At 63.0% G+C, this 17,049-nt stretch carries 22 protein-coding genes; 13 read left to right on the forward strand and 9 right to left on the reverse strand.

Translation table 11 applies throughout. The features are described 5' to 3' along the window. Positions 1-11: 11 nt before the first annotated feature. From ACFQ36_RS02830 to ACFQ36_RS02880, 11 genes are all read left to right on the forward strand, one after another. Complete coding sequence (locus ACFQ36_RS02830; RefSeq protein ID WP_377010406.1) at positions 12-404, forward strand: helix-turn-helix domain-containing protein; 393 nt, start codon at positions 12-14, stop codon at positions 402-404. Continuing rightward, entirely contained in the window at positions 397-858 is a 462-nt protein-coding gene (locus tag ACFQ36_RS02835; RefSeq protein ID WP_377010408.1) for a hypothetical protein, read from the forward strand. Before ACFQ36_RS02830 ends, ACFQ36_RS02835 begins: the two co-directional genes overlap by 8 nt. 757 nt (positions 859-1,615) lie before the next feature. Next, positions 1,616-2,608, forward strand: coding sequence for a CpaF family protein (locus tag ACFQ36_RS02840; protein ID WP_377010409.1), 993 nt, complete (start codon positions 1,616-1,618; stop codon positions 2,606-2,608). Beyond that, entirely contained in the window at positions 2,605-3,468 is an 864-nt protein-coding gene (locus ACFQ36_RS02845) for a type II secretion system F family protein (protein WP_377010411.1), read from the forward strand. The genes ACFQ36_RS02840 and ACFQ36_RS02845 overlap by 4 nt, the downstream gene beginning before the upstream one ends. Next, a complete protein-coding gene (locus ACFQ36_RS02850) occupies positions 3,465-4,331 on the forward strand; it encodes a type II secretion system F family protein (RefSeq protein ID WP_377010413.1) in 867 nt (288 codons plus the stop codon). The genes ACFQ36_RS02845 and ACFQ36_RS02850 overlap by 4 nt, the downstream gene beginning before the upstream one ends. 21 nt (positions 4,332-4,352) lie before the next feature. After that, positions 4,353-5,738: a recombinase family protein gene (locus ACFQ36_RS02855; protein ID WP_377010415.1), complete on the forward strand. Its 1,386-nt coding sequence runs from the start codon at positions 4,353-4,355 to the stop codon at positions 5,736-5,738. Then, the gene (locus tag ACFQ36_RS02860) at positions 5,738-6,130 is read left to right on the forward strand and encodes a hypothetical protein (RefSeq protein ID WP_377010417.1); all 393 of its coding nucleotides are present in this window, start codon (positions 5,738-5,740) and stop codon (positions 6,128-6,130) included. Before ACFQ36_RS02855 ends, ACFQ36_RS02860 begins: the two co-directional genes overlap by 1 nt. A gap of 63 nt (positions 6,131-6,193) precedes the next feature. Then, a complete protein-coding gene (locus tag ACFQ36_RS02865) occupies positions 6,194-6,412 on the forward strand; it encodes a hypothetical protein (RefSeq protein WP_377010419.1) in 219 nt (72 codons plus the stop codon). Between the two features lie 313 nt (positions 6,413-6,725). After that, positions 6,726-8,207 carry an AAA family ATPase gene (locus tag ACFQ36_RS02870; protein ID WP_377010421.1) on the forward strand — a complete coding sequence of 494 codons (1,482 nt, stop codon included), beginning with the start codon at positions 6,726-6,728 and terminating at the stop codon, positions 8,205-8,207. Positions 8,208-8,345: 138 nt separating this feature from the next. Continuing rightward, positions 8,346-8,792, forward strand: coding sequence for a phage terminase small subunit P27 family (locus ACFQ36_RS02875; protein WP_377010423.1), 447 nt, complete (start codon positions 8,346-8,348; stop codon positions 8,790-8,792). A gap of 63 nt (positions 8,793-8,855) precedes the next feature. Then, positions 8,856-9,818 (forward strand): hypothetical protein, encoded by a 963-nt coding sequence (locus ACFQ36_RS02880; RefSeq protein WP_377010425.1) that lies wholly within the window; start codon positions 8,856-8,858, stop codon positions 9,816-9,818. Between the two features lie 242 nt (positions 9,819-10,060). Here ACFQ36_RS02880 and ACFQ36_RS02885 read toward each other — a convergent pair whose 3' ends face one another. The 9 genes from ACFQ36_RS02885 to ACFQ36_RS02925 form a co-directional block, all read right to left on the reverse strand. Next, positions 10,061-10,948 carry a hypothetical protein gene (locus ACFQ36_RS02885; RefSeq protein WP_377010427.1) on the reverse strand — a complete coding sequence of 296 codons (888 nt, stop codon included), beginning with the start codon at positions 10,946-10,948 and terminating at the stop codon, positions 10,061-10,063. 366 nt (positions 10,949-11,314) lie between these two features. Beyond that, on the reverse strand, positions 11,315-11,770 hold the full coding sequence (locus ACFQ36_RS02890) for a hypothetical protein (RefSeq protein ID WP_377010429.1): 456 nt from the start codon (positions 11,768-11,770) through the stop codon (positions 11,315-11,317). Beyond that, positions 11,767-11,967, reverse strand: a complete 201-nt coding sequence (locus ACFQ36_RS02895) for a hypothetical protein (RefSeq protein ID WP_377010431.1) — start codon at positions 11,965-11,967, stop codon at positions 11,767-11,769. Before ACFQ36_RS02895 ends, ACFQ36_RS02890 begins: the two co-directional genes overlap by 4 nt. Continuing rightward, entirely contained in the window at positions 11,964-12,221 is a 258-nt protein-coding gene (locus ACFQ36_RS02900; protein WP_377010432.1) for a hypothetical protein, read from the reverse strand. The genes ACFQ36_RS02895 and ACFQ36_RS02900 overlap by 4 nt, the downstream gene beginning before the upstream one ends. Before the next feature lie 526 nt (positions 12,222-12,747). Then, a complete protein-coding gene (locus tag ACFQ36_RS02905) occupies positions 12,748-13,131 on the reverse strand; it encodes a DUF2267 domain-containing protein (protein ID WP_377010434.1) in 384 nt (127 codons plus the stop codon). A gap of 319 nt (positions 13,132-13,450) precedes the next feature. Next, the gene (locus tag ACFQ36_RS02910) at positions 13,451-13,675 is read right to left on the reverse strand and encodes a hypothetical protein (protein ID WP_377010437.1); all 225 of its coding nucleotides are present in this window, start codon (positions 13,673-13,675) and stop codon (positions 13,451-13,453) included. 85 nt (positions 13,676-13,760) lie between these two features. After that, the gene (locus ACFQ36_RS02915; RefSeq protein ID WP_377010439.1) at positions 13,761-14,015 is read right to left on the reverse strand and encodes a hypothetical protein; all 255 of its coding nucleotides are present in this window, start codon (positions 14,013-14,015) and stop codon (positions 13,761-13,763) included. A 255-nt stretch (positions 14,016-14,270) separates the two neighbouring features. Continuing rightward, the gene (locus ACFQ36_RS02920; RefSeq protein WP_377010441.1) at positions 14,271-14,471 is read right to left on the reverse strand and encodes a hypothetical protein; all 201 of its coding nucleotides are present in this window, start codon (positions 14,469-14,471) and stop codon (positions 14,271-14,273) included. 47 nt (positions 14,472-14,518) lie between these two features. Beyond that, positions 14,519-14,653, reverse strand: coding sequence for a hypothetical protein (locus ACFQ36_RS02925; protein ID WP_377010443.1), 135 nt, complete (start codon positions 14,651-14,653; stop codon positions 14,519-14,521). A 914-nt stretch (positions 14,654-15,567) separates the two neighbouring features. Between ACFQ36_RS02925 and ACFQ36_RS02930 the strand changes: the two genes are divergently transcribed. Both ACFQ36_RS02930 and ACFQ36_RS02935 read left to right on the forward strand, forming a co-directional pair. Further along, positions 15,568-15,759 (forward strand): hypothetical protein, encoded by a 192-nt coding sequence (locus ACFQ36_RS02930; protein ID WP_377010445.1) that lies wholly within the window; start codon positions 15,568-15,570, stop codon positions 15,757-15,759. Positions 15,760-15,873: 114 nt separating this feature from the next. After that, positions 15,874-16,875 (forward strand): hypothetical protein, encoded by a 1,002-nt coding sequence (locus tag ACFQ36_RS02935; RefSeq protein ID WP_377010447.1) that lies wholly within the window; start codon positions 15,874-15,876, stop codon positions 16,873-16,875. The last annotated feature ends 174 nt before the right edge of the window (positions 16,876-17,049 follow it).

Genomic DNA, 17,049 nt, shown 5'->3' on the forward strand with positions numbered 1-17,049 from the left:
GAGTCAAATCTATGACCGAAGAAGTTACCCGCATTGAAGCGCGTGCAGATTCCTTGGTTGACTCCCATGACGAACTGATGCGCGAGCTCGTCGCCATGAGGCACAAGCACAATCTGACCCAAGAGGTCGTGGCTGAACGCATGAGCGTCAGCCAGCCGACGGTAGCCGCCTTTGAGCGCTACGACAGCAACCCTACGTTGGCGACGATTCGCCGCTACGCCCTGGCAGTTGGGGCCCGAATTCAGAACAGCGTCATAGACGACTGTGAGGAACATGCTGCACCGTTTGAGCACCTAGTAGAGATTTACAATTTACATGCGCCTGCGGCGCATGCAAGTTTGGCACCCATAGCCGTAAAGAAAGCTTGGGGTGCCCCGAAACTAAGAATGGCACAGAATGTCTGAAATCGACATTCATCGTTTGCTGGAATGTGCGAGTCTCGAAACGGTAACGTTCCTTGAGATTTCCGCAAAGCGAGCTCATCAGGATATGCACCACTCTGAGTTTACTTCTCGCGGCGAGTATGACGTTGCGCCGGAGTACACCCTGATGCTAGGCCGGCATGACTCTGAAGATTTATTCAGCGTCCGGCTCAAGACAGAAATTGTTACTGACCCTGGGCGGGTATTTGTGGATGCCGTCGCAGAATACTCGCTGTCTGAGATTAAGACTTCTCAAGTTTCTGAGGAGTTGCTGCTGGAGTTCGCAAACAACGTTTCGATAATGACTTTGCTGCCGTATATCCGACATGCAATTGCGGACATGTCGCAACGTGTTTTCCTAAACGTTCTCACGATGCCGATCTATAGACGAGGTGACATCACTTTTAGCCCTGCTGATGCTGCGAAGAGTGAATAGTTGTTCATTCCATCCCTGCAGAACGGCCTAAGCTAGGGTTTCAGCTCCGGTAGGGCCCGGACACTTTCTATGTGCCCGGGCCCTACCGTCATCTGCGGTCAGCGGGGGGCCTTGGCAGGACGCTAGCGACGTCCAGTGCCAGCAGCTCCGCGCCGGCCGCCCTTAGGCGTCGTCCACGGGCAGATGGACTCGAATCCCTTCGGCAGACGTCCAGGTGGAGCTGGTCATGCCGGTTGTAGGGCTCTGGCAATTATCCAAGCCGAAGGCCGTATCTGTAGGACGGATGAAGCCTGCAGGTGCTGAAGTTGCGGTGGTGCTCATGTGGTGATTTCTCGTGGAGGGGTGCCGAGTGAGTTGGTGCAGGCGGGGATGCGGGGGAGGGGTTTAGTGCTATCTGTCCCCAAGGTATCCCCTACCCCAAAACAGCCCGCCGCCCCCGCCCACACTCTGCGACATTCGCCAACGCCAAGTGGACCCCCTCAGTTATGAAGGCGCCTTCCGATGTTGCCTTAGTCGCCGGTGATCGGGCCGGGATCTCCTGCAAGCGGTTCTGCAGGTTCAGGATGGATATTGAACCGCGCCGCCACTGTTTGGGAGCTAGGGCAGCAGGAACGCTCTGGACGCTCAACCGCTGCTAGATAATGAGGGGTGCCAGTTGGTACGCTGGGCCCGCAATCAAACCGCGAAGTTGATTGTCACGCCCCGGAGGATTGCCGTCCTGCCGGGGCCTTTTGGGTTCCCGGCTTGCCGATCCCCAATGACAGGCAATCTAATCCGCATTTTTTCCCCGTCGGAAGTGTACGTCGCCCGCGGCGGCGAGTCCGAGCTGACCTCCATTACGCTGTCCCAGCAGCAGGTCAGGGACCTGGTGGAGCGGATGCTCAAGTCCTCGGGACGCCGGCTGGATCTGGCCTCCCCGTTCGTGGACGCCGCGCTGCCGGATGGCTCCAGGCTCCACGTGGTCATTCCCGACATCACCCGTAGCCACTGGGCGGTGAACATCCGCAAGTTCATCGCCCGTGCCTCGCGGCTGGAGCATCTGGTCGAGCTGGGATCGCTGTCCCCGGAAGCCGCCTCATTCCTCTCCGCCGCCGTGGCCAGCGGGATGAACATCCTCGTCTCGGGCGCCACCCAGGCGGGGAAAACCACCATGCTCAACTGCCTTGCCGCCGCCATCGGCAGCCGGGAACGCGTGATCACGGTGGAGGAGATCTTCGAGCTCAGGCTCCCGCTGCGCGATGTGGTGGGACTGCAATGCCGGCAGCCCAATTTGGAGGGCGAGGGGGAGATCCCGATGCGCCGACTGGTCAAGGAGGCCCTGCGGATGCGTCCGGACCGGCTGATCGTCGGCGAAGTCCGGGAGGCCGAAAGCCTGGACATGCTGATTGCGCTTAATAGCGGATTACCTGGAATGTGTACGGTCCATGCGAACAGCGCACATGATGCCATCACTAAGATCTGCACCCTGCCGCTGCTGGCCGGTGGGAACATTTCCGCTTCCTTTGTGCTGCCGACGGTCGCCTCCTGCATCGACCTGGTGGTCCACTGTGCCCGCAATGCCGCAGGCCGCCGCCAAGTAACCGAAATAGTTTCCCTGGGCCGCCGGGTGGAAAACGGCGTCATCGAAACCTCCACGGTCTTCAGCCGCCAGGCGGGGGAACTGGTGGTCAGCCCTTCGGCCAGTCCGGCAGGGGAGAAATTCGCCCGGGCCGGCTTCAACGTCATGGAACTGCTTGGCGGAAAGGCATGACGGCCGCGTTGGGCCTGGCCGCCGGATTCGGCCTGTTCCTGATCTGGTGGTCCTGTTGGGACACCCCGCACCGTCCGCAGCGGCCGATTAGGCACCGGAGTTTCGCCGCGGTGCAGGAAGTCATCAACCAGTCCGGAGTCGAGAAGGTTACCGTTGGTTCGCTGCTGGCCACCTGTGCCGCGGTGGCGGCCGGGACGGGCCTGGTCGTGTTCGTCCTGACCCGGTCTGCGGTGATTGCATTTTGCTTCAGCTTCTTTGGCGGCTGGCTGCCCTTCCTCCTGGTCCGCTGGCGGGCCAGGCGGAGGGCGGCTGCGATGCGGGAAATCTGGCCCGACGCCGTCGACCATTTGCGCTCGGCGATCCGGGCAGGCCTCTCGCTTCCGGAGGCCTTGGTACAGCTGGGGACGCGCGGGCCGCAGGAGCTGCGTGGTGCTTTTATTGAATTCGGTGCCGACTACCGCTCCGGCGCGAGCTTCGAAACATCCTTGGACCGGTTCAAGCAGCATCTGGCGGACCCGGTTGCGGACCGGATCGTGGAAGCGCTGCGACTGACCCGCGAGATCGGCGGCTCGGATCTGGGCAAGCTGCTGGGCACCTTGGCCGATTTCCTCCGTGATGATGCCCGCACCCGCAGCGAGCTCGAAGCCAGGCAGTCCTGGACCGTGAATGCAGCCAGGCTGGCCGTCGCCGCGCCCTGGATCATCCTGATCCTGATGGCTTCCCGGCCCGAAGCGATTGCCGCCTACAACACTGCGGCCGGCGCCGGCGTGCTGCTGGGCGGCCTGATCGTCTCCGTGGTCTCGTACCGGGTCATGCTGCGGATCGGAGCGCTGCCCTCGGATGAACGGGTGCTTCAATGAGCCAACACTGGACTTTGGCGGCGATGGCCGGAACCGGACTTGGCGCGGGGCTGTGGCTGGTGGTTGCGGGCCTGCCGGTGATGCGCCGACGCCGCTTCGCGGACCGCATCTACCCGCAGTTGAAGTCCCTGGACCTGCAGTCCCGCCTGCTGCATCCGCGCGCCGGAAACGTTACACCCTTTGGCCCGCTCGAACGGATTGTCCGGCCGGTGCTGCTGGACGCGGTTCACTGGCTGGGCAGGTTCAACCCGGGCACCGCCGTGCTGTCCCGGCGGCTGGCCCAGGCGGGACGCAGCCAGTCCGCGCTGGAATTCCGGGCGGAGCAGCTGCTCTGGGCCGTGGCCGGACTCGGTACCGGTATTGCCCTGGCAGTACTGTCCGCCGCCGCAGGAGCCGGGGATCCGGTCTTCTCCGTCGTCGCAACCGTGGTACTAACCCTCGGCGGCTTCCTGCTCCGGGATTATCTGCTGGGCATGCAGATCCAGCGCCGCGAAGCGAAGATGCTGGCCGAATTCCCCGGCCTGGCCGAACTGATGGCCCTGGCCGTTGGGGCCGGAGAAAGTGCCGCCGGGGCATTGGAGCGGATCTGCCGGACCGCCCGGGGTGAACTGGCCGCGGAGTTCGCCGAGGTGCTTGCCGCCACCCGTGCCGGAACGCCGCTGCTGGCCGCATTGCGGGAACTGTCGAACCGGACGAGGCTGCCCGCCCTCGTGCGGTTCGTCGAGGGGATCACAGTGGCGGTTGAACGCGGGACGCCGCTGGCCGATGTCCTGCGGGCACAGGCCCAGGACGTGCGGGACATGGCCAAGCGCAGCCTGATGGAGTCCGCGGGCAAGAAAGAGATCGGCATGATGGTCCCGTAAGTCAAGAATTAGCATTTCTATATGAGCAGTAACCGAATCGCCATTTACCTGCGCCAGTCGCAGGACAAGGACGGCAACTTCGCGGCCGTCGATCGCCAGGAAACCGCCTGCCGGATGCTGGCCGCAGCCAAGGGCTGGGACTCTCCGACCATCTACCCGGACAACGACAAGAGTGCCACCAGCGGTAAGACACGTCCCGAATTCGAAAGGCTCCTGGCCGACATCGAGGCCGGCCGCATCGACGCCGTCGTCGTCTGGCACTTGGACAGGCTTACCCGCACCATCCGCGACCTGACGCGCGTGATCGAGGCCGGAAAAACCCGGCGGGTGAACATCGCGTGCGTCCACGGCGTCAGCCTGGACCTGGGCGACCCTACCGGCGTTGCAGTCGGAACCATCCTCACCGCCATTGCCGCCATGGAAGTCCAGCACAAAGGGGAGCGCCAGAAAGCCGCCAACCTCCAGCGGGCCAAACGGGGGAGCCCGCACTGGGTCCGCCGCCCGTTCGGGTACCGGCGCGACGGCAACAAGGTGGTCATCGTCCCCGAAGAGGCCGAGGCCATGCACGACGCCGCCAGCCGGGTGCTCGCCGGAGAAACCCTGTCCTCAGTCGTCCGCGACTTCAACGACCAAGGGAAGACCAGCACCGTGGGCGGGCCCTGGAACGTCACCAGCCTGCGTCGTGCGCTGATCAATCCGCGCACGGCCGGTCGCCGGCTCTATCTTGGAGATGACCTAGGCGAGGGGGAGTGGCCGCCGATCTTCGACGAGGAAACCCACCGCGCACTGGAGGAAAAACTGACCGACCCAAGGCGACGCACGGCACCCGACGACCTCAACGCTAAGTACCTGCTCAGCGGCATCGCCGTCTGCGGCAAGTGCGGGAAAAAGATGTTTGCGTCCCCGGCCAAGAACGGTGAACGCCGCTGGATGGTCTACAAATGCCTCGGGGGTTACTGCATGATGCGCCGCATGGATCTGGTGGACGAGGTCGTGGAAGGGGTCACCATCGGCGTCCTGTCCCGGCCGGACGCGGCTGCCCTGTTCACCGGCACCGAGGAATCGGCTGGTCTGCGCGCCAAGGCGGCTGAGCTGCGCGATCGCCGCGACGCGCTCGCCGCCATGCTGGCCGAAGGACTGCTCGGCGCGGCTGCCGTCCGCGAGCAGGCCGGGAAGATCACGGCCGAGCTTGCCGCTGTGGAAAACGCCCTGGCCACCTCTGACGGCTTGTTCCCCGCCGCCGCAGTCATCAATGCTCCCGACGTGGAGCAGGCTTGGAAGGACCTGCCACTGGCCCACAAGCGGCAGATCATCCGAACGCTGATGGACGTGACCATCATGCCAGCCGGCAAGGGCGTCCGGTTCAGCTGGGACCAGGTGCATGTCTCTCCGAAAGGAATCAGCTAATGGACAATCCCACGGCCGCCATCCTCATTTTCTGCGCCGAGAAATTCCACGATGACAGGCCCTTCAAGCTGGCCACGTTCACCCGCAACAGTGAGGGACTTTGGGCCGCCATGATCCCGTCAAGCCGGCGCGGAAGGCCGAACAAGGGGCCGGCCAACCGGGCGACTGACATCCTGGACGGCGATACGCGCCTTGACCGCGTGGGCGAGGTTGGCAAGGCCTTCACGAACCAATCCGAAGGACTGCGGAAGCGTTGGAACTTGCGCTGCCCCTGCGGGCTGCATGTCCAGGCGAGAACCGAAACGCTGGTGCCTTACCTGAACAAGGCCGCGGACACCGGTGTGTCCCAGATCTCACTTTCGACGCTGAGCGCTATCGTGAGCCGCAGCTAAACTGTTAGCAGATGTAGAAGGCCTCTCACCGGGGGCAACGTTGCTATGCCCCCGGAGTTCACAATGTCCGTTCGGACCACAGAGAGAGCCCGCGTTGCCGCCCTCACCCGCAGCCGCCGCCCCGACGATCCCGAGCTTGTAGCCGCCAGGCAGAAACTCAAGGCCGCAAGCCTGGAAGACCATGTCAGGGACGTGGTCGAGAACTGGCCGCCGCTGACCCCTGAGCAGTTGGACAAAATCGCCGCCCTGCTTCGCGCACCGAAGGGCGGTGCCGTGGCATGAACGAGCCAAGGAAAGACCGCCCGGCATGGGGGGTACCGGGCGGCCCAGAGCATCCTGTCACAGATCGTACTACCAGTCTATCCGGGCCCACCGTCAAGGCGCTGCGGGTCATCATCGGCCGCCGCGGCGTCCGTAGCGTGGAAGTCCGCTGCCCCTACTGCCGGAAGAAGCACGTCCACGGCTGGCCGTTCGGCGAGCTGTTCACCCCGTACCGGGCGAGCCACTGCGACTCCGGCAGAAACCCCGACCTCCGAGGCAACTACAAGATCGTCGGCGTGGACGCCGCCCCAGTCGATGACCGGCGGTGGCGGCTATGAAGCATGAATACTATGCCGACGCGCTCAGGGCCATAGGCGGGCAACTCCGCGACCTGCTGGACGACGAGCAACGCAAAAACTTCCATCAGATCGCCGGACGCCTCAACAGCGAAATCGAAGCCCGCCACGGACACATCCCTGCCCGAGTCGAAGGGCTCGTCACACTCCAGGCCGTCCTTGAAGCCCAGGGCCTGCGCCCCTACGGCTCGGAGGATCCCGACAGCTACGACAAGCTGCTCCGGGACCTCGCAGTAACCCAGGAGGCCGACAAGCTCCGCATCCGGGAGGAAGCCCGCCGGCAGGTCCAGGCCGAACAGGCAGACACCTTCACACCACCCACCCCGATGCCGCTCGAACTGCTCATCGAGGCAGCCCACGAAGGCGAGGACGAGTGGCGGATCGAGGGGCTCTGGCAGGCAGGCGGCCGTGCCCTCTTCGTCGCCCCGTTCAAGGGCGGCAAAACCGTCACGATGATGAACCTGATGCGCTCGCTGGCCGACGGTGAACCCTTCCTCGGCCGTTTCCCGGTCAACCCGCCGGCCATCGACGACGTCCACGACGTTGCGCCCATCCTGCTGATCGATACCGAGATGACCCAGAGGCAGCTGGGCCGCTGGCTGGAGCAGCAGGGAATCCGCAACCGGCACCACATCGAAGTCCTCTGCCTGCGCGGCCGGCTCAGCCAGTTCAACATCCTCGACCCGGAGATCCGGGCCAAGTGGGTCAGGGTCATCGAAGGGGCGCAGGTCGTCATCCTCGACAACCTCCGCCCCGTCCTCGACGCGCTCGGCCTGGACGAGAACCATGAAGCCGGGAAGTTCCTGACCGCCTGGGACGAGACCATGCACGACGCCCAGGTATCCGAGTCCCTGATCGTCCACCACACAGGACACGGCCAGGAACGCGCCCGCGGCGACTCCGCACTACTGGCCTCCAACGACGCCATCTGGACCCTGATCCGGGATGGGGATGAAGCAGGCAGCCCCCGCTTCTTCAAAGCCCTGGGCCGGGATGTGGACGTACCCGAGGGCCGCCTGGAGTTCGAACCCGCCACCCGCCGGCTCAGCATGGCCGGGGGCAGCCGGAAGGACGCCAGGGCCGACGAAGCCATACCCACCATCCTCGAACTGCTGGGGCAGCATGACGCGCTGTCCGGCCGGCAGATCCATGAGGCATTGGCAGGGACCGGATTCAGCCGCCGCCAGATCAGCGAAGCCCTGATAAGGGCCCACAACCAGAAGTTGATCCTGGTCTACGACGGACCCAAGAAGGCCAGGATGCACAGCCTGATTCCCTCCAGTGCGCCAGTGCGCGGCAGTGCGCCGCCAGTGCGCCGGCGCACCGGGAGTGAGTGCGCCAGTGCGCCTTATAGAAAGGCGCACTCACCCGCACACGAACACGACGGTGAATCGGAAGAGGAACTGGCGCACTCAACCCCGCTGCCGGGCATGGAAGATCCAAGCCATGACGACACCTGAACACCGCCGGTCCCGGCCGAGGTTGTCAACCAGCTGGTAGGGGGAGTCGAAATCCCAGCCGCGGTCGGCCGGAAGCTCGGCGCCGGTCAACAAATTTATACAGACCCAACGAAAAACAATTTTGGAAGCGAGGCCATCGTGATAAAGCGACCACCGAACCTAAAGATCCTAGAGCACGAACCGAAGAGGCCAGCCGTCACTACGCCGCCCCGCGGAGGACTGGATTGGGACAATGAGCCGCCGAACCTGGCCCCGGAGGCCTTGGCCGAGTGGCGCCGCCTGGCAGCCGTGTACGCGACCGAACCGGAAAGGTTCACCGAGGCAGACAGGGCCGGTGTGACTGCGTACTGCTCCATCTGGTCCGACTTCCGCGCAGCGGAGGACGCACTAAACCGTGACGGCGTGACCGTGGACGGCCGGTCCTCCGCCGACCGCGGCCGGCAGGTCCGGAACCCGGCGCTTCAGGCCAAGCGTGAGGCTAGCCAGCAGCTTCGCCTCTGGGCAACGGCGCTGCGCCTGACACCGGCATCCCGGGCGCAGTCCGCGCCAGAGCCGGCCTACGACCCTGACAACCCGTTCGCGTAGAAATACCGCCTCGATCACTCCCGAGGGCGCTGGAAGTCTCTTGCCGACATTAGGCTAGGCGTCATGCGTGAAGAGGCAGACACGGTGGGGCAGCACGATAGGTCCGGCTATCGGCTTAGAAGTAACGGCGATGAGACCACCCCGCATCGCAAGATGTTTGCCTCGACCATCGAAAGGGCGGCTCAACTACTCGCGTTCGGAGCAATTGCCTCAGTGGTGTTGTTTGCATTCAAAGCACTGTGGGTCGCGCGCATGGACGTTCATGTCGCGGTAGCGCTGGTGACTAACACACCACTGACAACTGCTTTCCAAGTAATCGCAGTTACTCTTATCCCCTCGCTGTGTTACTTGGGTTCATCCGTCCTCTATTACATTTACGCCCCCCGCCTTCGAACCGCAGTTCGTGCCGCTTGGTCGGGTGAGGAAAGACCTGTCCTGGCCGGGGCAGAAAATCTGCTGACGAAGACATTCATTCCAATCACCGCATTAGGGACCGCAACACTCCTTCTCTGGGCCCTGACCGTGGGAGTGAAGGGATTTTCTTGGCAATCGATGGCGATAAACTTCATGTTATCTATTTGTCCCATTCTCGCGATCTTCTTCCTGCGATTTTTTCGGTCGTCGAGACGATCAATATCTCAAACACTTCCCAAAATCCTATTGGTTTATATCGCTCTTCACGCTGTTTCATCACTTGGTTCAGCAGTGACCTCCCCATCCATGTGGCTGCCACCCGAGCAGGTTAAGACCACCAAGGGTAATTTCGTGATGTACATTCTGGGCGCAGAAAATGAACGCGTCATTGCCTTCATACCGTCCAATAGGGCCGTCGTGCAGATACCTGCCGACGAGGTGATCGAACGCCAATTCTGCTCCCCATATTTTCGTGCAAACCTAGCCGCAACTCTTTGGGGTAGTCCTGTAATGCCATCATGCTTTTACGAATCTGACGACTTCTATCCTGTCGACCTTTCATACCCCAACCCCGGTCCGGAACGAAGCGGTCCTCCGGATCAACTCCCATAAGGTGCAGCTGGGGGCGTTCCCGGCTCTAACTCTGCAGCCTCGACATTGAACGCGGTGACGCTTGCGAGTCACGTTACAACGAGCAGCGAATGATTACGGTATAAGGGAACGAGCTCGAACATCTCCTCGACCGTCATGCTAGGCACGTCCCACTCCGAGGCGGGTCTACGAATCGTTGGCAAATGTCGCTGAGCGGAAACAGGGGCGGCGGGCTTTTTGGGGCAGGGGACCAGAGAAAAAGCCTAAGCCAACTCCACTTGGGTATGCTGGCCTCCATCGGACCCTGTCACTCGGCCAATTGAATCGATGGCATAGATTGCGTCGGACCTGATAGTGCCGATTTCTAAAGCGGTAACCAGGATGCTCGCGGATTCCATAACCTTCCGCCATCCCTTTCTAAGAAGGATCCATGCGGCGATGATGCAGACTAGTGCCGTTACCCAAGCCAACAGAACGTCTTTGGAGATCAAAATGGCCAACATCTCAATTGCCAAGAGAATTAGCGGCGGAGCGATGCTCAGTCGAAATTCAGCTTCAGACCGGTCACGGTCATAGGCATCATAAAGATCCTTATTCTCTTTGTGCAGCTTCGTCGCAAGTTTCGGAAGCTCATCTTCAAACTGCTTTAGCAGAAGTGGCTTCACCTCTTCAAGAGCCTCGTTTCGCAGTACAGCTTCAAATTCGTCTGTGTCGGGATCAAATTCTGCTTTTCGTTCAAAGTATTCATCATGATCCATCACAGGCAGCTTGTACTTCCGCCGAATCTGAAAGGCGTTGATTTTGCGTTCCTCAGCGCGATAGAGAGCATCGTTGACCAACCTGTTCACTGCCGGATCCTTGATACCGGGATGAATGTCCGACCGGCGGTCCGTGAAGTAAGGAACAACTGTGCACCCAAGGAAGCGACGGCCTTGTTCAGCGCGGACTATTTGAAAACCATATCGGGACATGAAGCTTGTGGCCCGTTTTGTGTCGATGACAAGCAAGATGCCAACAACATAAGCGACGCAAGTAATTATGGCGAAAGCTACTGTAGAAGGCAGTAATTGACCCACGCTGTCGATGAGACGGGTTGTTTCCGGGGCTAGATCGAGTTCCAGAATACGGCTCCCCAGAAACAGCCACGTCACAGTTAGCCACAAATACCCCGTTACTAGAGGTGTCCGAAAATCCCGAAAACCCGGCAACAGTTGTGCTAACAAGATTCCCCCATCGTCTTTGGTGCTGTCATAGCCATCCGACTCGTCGCAATGAACCTGACTGATCTTACTGGCTCATCTGTCATTCAGGTGGTAGGGGTCTTGCCAGCGGAATTCCTGCCGGCTGCTGCGCTTGACCCATGAAGCCGGCGCCCAGCGGGTGCACATGTGAAAGTCCGTGTCCTGCTATTTCAGATGTCCTTCAACCCGCCGCGCAGTTCGACCGGCCGCAGCGGCAGTGCCAGCGACACCACCGGCTCCGGGCCGGCCTGCGGCTTTCACACCGCCGATGGGAGTTCAGCGTTGCCGCCACATGAAGACCCGGTGCCGGGTGACATCGTTGAAGCCGCCATACTCATACCAGGCAGACGGGACCGGGACCGGAACCGGAGCGCCGCCCTGTGGATCAGGCCAGGCGAGGGTGGTGAACTCCATTTCCAGCATGTCCGTACGGGCGGAGACTTCCAGGATCTCCCCGTCCCGCGGTCCGGCGAACAGTTCGACCGGGCCGTCCGGCGGGGACCAAAACGCGTGGACCTCATAAAGCCGGCCCCGCAGGTTCTGGGAAAAGCAGACCTCCCCGGGCGGAATGTCCACGCCATACGTGTGCGCCGCCTCGCCCAGTTCAGAGGCCAGCCGTCTGCGCGCTGCGTCAAGGGCACCGCCCGGGGAGGCGGCAGCGGCGGCATCGTGGACAACGGTCTGCACGCAGAGGTTCTTTACGGTGTAGACCGTGACCAGGTCCAGGATCATGCACGGAACTCCCGCCCGGTGACTTCGGCGGCCGGGGCAACCCTGACGGTGCCGGTGTCCGGCAGGTCAGCAGCCGCGCCGGGCGGCACAGGTTCGGCCTGGTCCCGGCACCGGGCCGGGCAGAACGCGCCGGGAAGCTCCCGGACGCTGATGGCCCGCCACCGGCGGCCGCGGCAGGCCCGGGCAGTAATCTTCATTCCGTTTCCCGCCCGCCCAGCAGGCGGCTGACCGGAACGCCGAGCCACCAAGCGACTTTCGCCAGCTCATCCGTATTCAGGTTTCCCGCCAGGCCGGCCGGTGACGGGCTGCCGGATAGGCCCAGGAGGGCGGCGAGTTCGGCGGGGCTCTTGCCCCTGATGCGCAGGAGGCGGTCGATTTCCTGCCCGACTCTTGCCGCGAACCCATCAGCCGGATTTTCGCCGCGCCCCTGCCCGGGGTCGGTGCCCGCCATGTTTCCCCCTTTGTTCGTGCGGCCGCCCGTCACCGGCGGCCCTCTGAGGTCAGGCTAGGCAGTGTCCCTGCCGGCTGTGAAGGCTGCGCCCGGCAGGCAGGACCGATCAGGGCCAAATGCCCGCGACTCCCTGGCCGGGTCCGGTTCCGGGCGGACTGGGGGTGTTTCCCGGCGGGGCCGAAACTCCCGGCCCCACGATGGCCGCATTTATCCCTGCACGGGAGCAGAAGGAACCACCCTGAAATTCCTCTACATGATGATGTGGGGCGCGATCCTGGCATTCTCCGCGGCAGCCCTGATGCTGTCCGAGGCAATCACAAGGCAGGACTAGGGCCTGTCCTGTGAATCCGGTCGCAGGTCGTGCCAGACCTGGCGGAGGGTTGGCAGAGGCCAGCTGGCAGACAGGGCCCACCAGCACGGCCGGGGCTCGGGAAAGGAGGCCGTAAATCGGCGGCCGGGGCCCTCGCAGTGTGGGCGGAAGGGATTGGCCGGTCCCTCTGTTGCCGGCTGACGTGGGAGGTGGGGCTCAGGTGGGCTCGGGTTTGCCGAAGAACTCGGCGTAGCCGGAGGGGAGCTGGCTGAGGATATGCCTGAGCTGGCCCTCGGTGATGCCCTCGGCCAGGGTGGTGAGAACGGCGGCGGCGGTTCTGCGGGCGCTCTCGCGGTCGGCTCCCGTGTCCTCGCCGAGGCGGTCGAGGAATTGCTCCGGCCCGATAGGCTCGGGTTCGTCGGAGACCAGCAGCAGCGGCATGAGCTCCTCGGGCACCTGCGAGGCGACGTCATCGCTCTCGCCACCGGTCAGGCGCCGGCCCAGGAGCCCGAGGGCGGAGCGCACGGCCCGCTCTGACTCGTCCCGGCCCGGAAGGTCGCCGCGCTCCTGCACCTTGGCCAGGAATTCGTCGTACTTCATCTTCAGATGCCTCCGGTCCTCGTCTAGATGGCTTTCACAGATGCGAGGCGGGCGGCGGCGGAAGTCCTGCCCGGGCTGTCGTGCCCGGCCCGCCTTCTCAATGGTAAGAACTCCGCTGCGGGGTCAGTCAACACCGGGCACAGGGGATTCTGCCCCCGAAGGGGCGCGCGGGGCAGGACGGCTTCGCCGCACACATTCAGCCCGGTGCCCCGCCGGGTGAGGCGCGGAAGGGGGGGGCAGAGATACTGCAGCCTGTCCGGACCCCGGCAAAGGCGTCGGCCGCGGCAGTTTCAACTGAAGAGGATTTCGGCGCAGGACACTAATCCGCGCCTTCCAGCCTCGCCAGAACTTTCCGGAGGTCCATTAACAGCTGCCGTGCCTGCTCCACGGTCAGGTTCTCCTCCACATCCACATGGACCATCGTCACGCCGTCATCCCAACTGGTAGTGACCAGCCCCGCGGCAGGGCCGAGGTAGTGGCCGTCGCCCAGCCCGGCGGTATCCGGGACATGAACGAAACCCATTGGCGGTGTGTTCGCGGTCACAGCCGACGTCCTGACTGCAGAACCGGCCCCGGTGCTGCCCGGCGCCTCCAATCGGATCTGCCGGGCACGGCACATGGGGTATCCATCATTTGACGTTGTCCTCAGCGCCGCGCCGAAAATCCAACGGTTCCCAGCCGACGGTGTCCGTGTAGGTGGCGACCACCTCACCGCTGCCCGGTTCTTCGCTCGGGGCCGGGGACCAGCGGAGCAGTCCCGTTTGGCAGCCCGATTCCCTGAGCAGGTCTGCCGCTGCTGCCGCGGCTTCATCAAGTGTTTCCCCCGGCACGGCCGAACGCACCCCGGACATGCCATGGACCGTGTACTCAAGATAAAACGGCATACGGGGAGCGTGCCACACCAGGCGCCCCTACGGCTACGGTGGACGGCATATCGGGCGACGGCGGGTGCGTCTTGGTCCTCGGAATGCGGGCCGATGGGGCCCGAAACAAACCCGTGGTTGCCTGAGGATTCCGGTTGGGGGGGGCGTTGCCCGGAGACGGGGGACCTAAGGTTTTCCCAGGCCGGATGTGGAAAACTTGCGGGAGCCGGGGCCTGACCCGTGCCCCAAGCCAGGCCTCGGCGTTCGGACCCGCCGTCAGTCCTTTAGCTCCGGAGAGCCGCCGCCGGCGGGCAGTGTTTCCATCCAGGACATCGTCTTATGCGCCGCGTTTAGGCCTACCCCTGCAAGGCCGATAGCCGCTACGGTGCCCCGGTATGCGGTGTTGCGGCTGTCCCGGCTCATGACGATGCGGCCTGCTTCGACCAACTCTTCGAGCTGGCTGCGCAGCGTTCCCATGTCCTGGTAAATATCCTCTACGGTACGGATCCGGCTGACTCACGCAGTCAGCCGTCGGCATCATCAAGGATGTCGTAGGGATCCTGCCAGGATGATTCTTCCCGGCTGATGCGCTTGACCCAGGACGCCGGCACCCAGCGGGTATGCATCTTGAAGTCGTCGTCCTGCCACTTGAAGTGCACATGCCCGGAGGTCCAGCCGATGGCCTTGCCGTCGACGCTGACCCCGGGTCACCGGTAATTCGCGAAGTCCGGGCGCCATCCGGGCGCGCCACCGACCAACCGGGATGCACGGGAGGGATCAACCTTGCTCACGAAACCCATTCTGACACCGGAGAGACGCACCGACGACGGGGCCCGGATGCAGGGCAGACACCCGGGACCCCTCCTATCTGCAGGTCCTGCTGGGGCCGGGCTCCTGGTACCCCGGCAAGTACCGAAAGTGTGTCACCGGCAATGGCGACGGACAATATACCCTCAAGATAATCCCAAGTTAGGCCAGCCGTCCGTGATGGCGTTCCTCTTATTAAAAGGCAAAGGGCCTCGACCGAGAATGGGGGGTCTGGTCGGGCCCTTGCCTTGTAGCACTTTGCCGGCACAGGTATGGGGGGACCGCCGGCAAACAGCTAACATCCTGCCATTTCGCGGGGAATTAATTGCATCCGCTTGGCTCCATTACGGAGTGCTGTAATAAAAGGTGCGCAAACAGCCTGATTTTTCAAAAGGCTCAAAAGAAGCTCAAGAAACTGTCAGGATTCGATCAGGAAAATCCTTTCCGCAGGCATGAATGTAGCCTGATCCCACGGCACATCAGAACCGCCGTATTGGTTTTTGGGGGATACGGAGGCCTGTGCCTTGGATATGCGGCACCCCGATGATTCTTGGGGAAAGCATCGGGGGCCGCACCTTACATATATCTATGAGCTGGATTGATGGAAACGTCCCGAAATGGATAACTGGCCCATAAAGCTCATCCTTGACCGTCCCGCATTCGCAATACGGGTTCTGTCAGCAAGCGCCGCGATGTCCAGGCCGCGGCGTCCACAGCCACCACGTCATCAGACGCCTGCAGGTTCTCCAGGAGCTCGGACACGGCCATGGAAGGGCGGGAAACACCCGCCGGCGCCATCGCCGACGCGCGGACAGCGGGGAACCACACGGACCATGGCAGAAGATGCGGCTCATCCGGCCAGGTCTTCAACTTTTACGGCGTGCCACCGGTCGGCGAGCCGCACTTCAAGACCATCGAGCAGGTGTCCTCGCTGCTCGCCGCGGCAGGGGGCGTCTGAAAACGTGCCGACCCGCGCCGAGGCACGGTATGGAGGTGCTGCTTTCGATAGACGCCTGGCTTTAGCCTGTAGTCGGTTCCAGCGTCAGGTCGGGACACCCATAGAGGAGGCAAAATGACGAATTGGCCAGATACGGATCAACTCGATGAAGCGATCGGGCCTCTTTCGCCCGCCGACTATGAGATGGACGGATCGGTCCGGCCGCGTTTCTGGTGGGCCAACCAGAGCAAAAACTACAGGATCGCAATGGAACAGGGTTCGCTGTGGGCCCCCGAGTACCGCGCCGACGGACGGCCCGCCCATGAGGACTGGACCGCCTTGCATGACATGCTGCCCGGAGACGTGGTGTTCCATTATGCAGGACAGAAACTCCAGGCCGTCAGCCAGGTCCAACAAGCCGCCACGCGGGCACGCCGCCCACCGGGCCACGAACCTGCAACAGGCTCTAACGAGGGGCCGCTCGTACTTGTCACGCCACTGGTCGAGGGTATTGAGATCAGGCTTGCAAGCCTCCGGAAGGTCATCGGGCCGGGAGTCGGTCCCATGAACAGGTTGGGCGTGCCCGGACGGACCTACATCTCCCCCCTCCCCCCAGGGCTGGGCAGCAAACTGGCGCTCTGCCTCGGCGCGGGGCCCGTGCAGCAGCCGGGCATTGACGCCAGCCCCTCCAGTTCGCAATACCTCCAGGCACCGGTGCCCCCTCAGCTGCCGACCGACATCCAGGTGATCGCTAGCCAACGCGCGGAGCAACGATACCTGCGCGCGGTCTTGCTCGCCGGTGGAAACAGCCGGTGCTCACTGTGCGGGCGGCAGTTGCCGGCCGCACTGCTCGTTGCAGCACATATCAAGCCTAGGGCTGAATGCAATGACGATGAGCGTCTGGACTTCAGGGCCGCTGCAATGCTGGCCTGCACCCTGGGGTGTGACGCCCTGTTCGAACACGGCTTTATGGCCGTGGACGTGGACGGCGTCATTCATGCGGCCGAGTCGGGGCATCCGGACTTGCAGGATGTTCTGCGGCGATTGAACGGGAACCCTTGCCCGGCGCATTCGGCTGCCACCGCCCCGAACTTCCAGTCACATTGGAGATCCAAGTTCCTAGGACAGCACCAGTAAGGGATCATGGCTTCCTCGGTGACAGTTACCAAGCCGTCCTCCGCCTCTACATGTCCCGGTGACGCTCCCACCCATGGTGTCAGGCCGAGCCCGTCGGGGGACGGAGAAAGAGAACTTGGCCGCTTGCCTCAGCCGAGCCCTGTCCTCCACGCATACCTGAGCTGAATGGCACAC

Origin of the sequence: Arthrobacter sp. GCM10027362 (genome assembly GCF_042679445.1) — a bacterium.
Classification (GTDB): domain Bacteria; phylum Actinomycetota; class Actinomycetes; order Actinomycetales; family Micrococcaceae; genus Crystallibacter.

Excerpts from the sequence above, each read along its gene's own strand:
- ACFQ36_RS02865 (WP_377010419.1), top strand. The coding sequence starts at position 6,194 with ATGTCCGTTCGGACCACAGAGAGAGCCCGCGTTGCCGCCCTCACCCGC.
- ACFQ36_RS02835 (WP_377010408.1), top strand. The coding sequence starts at position 397 with ATGTCTGAAATCGACATTCATCGTTTGCTGGAATGTGCGAGTCTCGAA.
- ACFQ36_RS02905 (WP_377010434.1), bottom strand. The coding sequence starts at position 13,131 with ATGAAGTACGACGAATTCCTGGCCAAGGTGCAGGAGCGCGGCGACCTT.
- ACFQ36_RS02840 (WP_377010409.1), top strand. The coding sequence starts at position 1,616 with ATGACAGGCAATCTAATCCGCATTTTTTCCCCGTCGGAAGTGTACGTC.
- ACFQ36_RS02900 (WP_377010432.1), bottom strand. The coding sequence starts at position 12,221 with ATGGCGGGCACCGACCCCGGGCAGGGGCGCGGCGAAAATCCGGCTGAT.
- ACFQ36_RS02850 (WP_377010413.1), top strand. The coding sequence starts at position 3,465 with ATGAGCCAACACTGGACTTTGGCGGCGATGGCCGGAACCGGACTTGGC.
- ACFQ36_RS02920 (WP_377010441.1), bottom strand. The coding sequence starts at position 14,471 with ATGGGAACGCTGCGCAGCCAGCTCGAAGAGTTGGTCGAAGCAGGCCGC.
- ACFQ36_RS02930 (WP_377010445.1), top strand. The coding sequence starts at position 15,568 with ATGGAAGGGCGGGAAACACCCGCCGGCGCCATCGCCGACGCGCGGACA.
- ACFQ36_RS02890 (WP_377010429.1), bottom strand. The coding sequence starts at position 11,770 with ATGATCCTGGACCTGGTCACGGTCTACACCGTAAAGAACCTCTGCGTG.
- ACFQ36_RS02870 (WP_377010421.1), top strand. The coding sequence starts at position 6,726 with ATGAAGCATGAATACTATGCCGACGCGCTCAGGGCCATAGGCGGGCAA.
- ACFQ36_RS02830 (WP_377010406.1), top strand. The coding sequence starts at position 12 with ATGACCGAAGAAGTTACCCGCATTGAAGCGCGTGCAGATTCCTTGGTT.
- ACFQ36_RS02895 (WP_377010431.1), bottom strand. The coding sequence starts at position 11,967 with ATGAAGATTACTGCCCGGGCCTGCCGCGGCCGCCGGTGGCGGGCCATC.
- ACFQ36_RS02860 (WP_377010417.1), top strand. The coding sequence starts at position 5,738 with ATGGACAATCCCACGGCCGCCATCCTCATTTTCTGCGCCGAGAAATTC.
- ACFQ36_RS02855 (WP_377010415.1), top strand. The coding sequence starts at position 4,353 with ATGAGCAGTAACCGAATCGCCATTTACCTGCGCCAGTCGCAGGACAAG.
- ACFQ36_RS02935 (WP_377010447.1), top strand. The coding sequence starts at position 15,874 with ATGACGAATTGGCCAGATACGGATCAACTCGATGAAGCGATCGGGCCT.
- ACFQ36_RS02880 (WP_377010425.1), top strand. The coding sequence starts at position 8,856 with ATGCGTGAAGAGGCAGACACGGTGGGGCAGCACGATAGGTCCGGCTAT.
- ACFQ36_RS02915 (WP_377010439.1), bottom strand. The coding sequence starts at position 14,015 with ATGCCGTTTTATCTTGAGTACACGGTCCATGGCATGTCCGGGGTGCGT.
- ACFQ36_RS02845 (WP_377010411.1), top strand. The coding sequence starts at position 2,605 with ATGACGGCCGCGTTGGGCCTGGCCGCCGGATTCGGCCTGTTCCTGATC.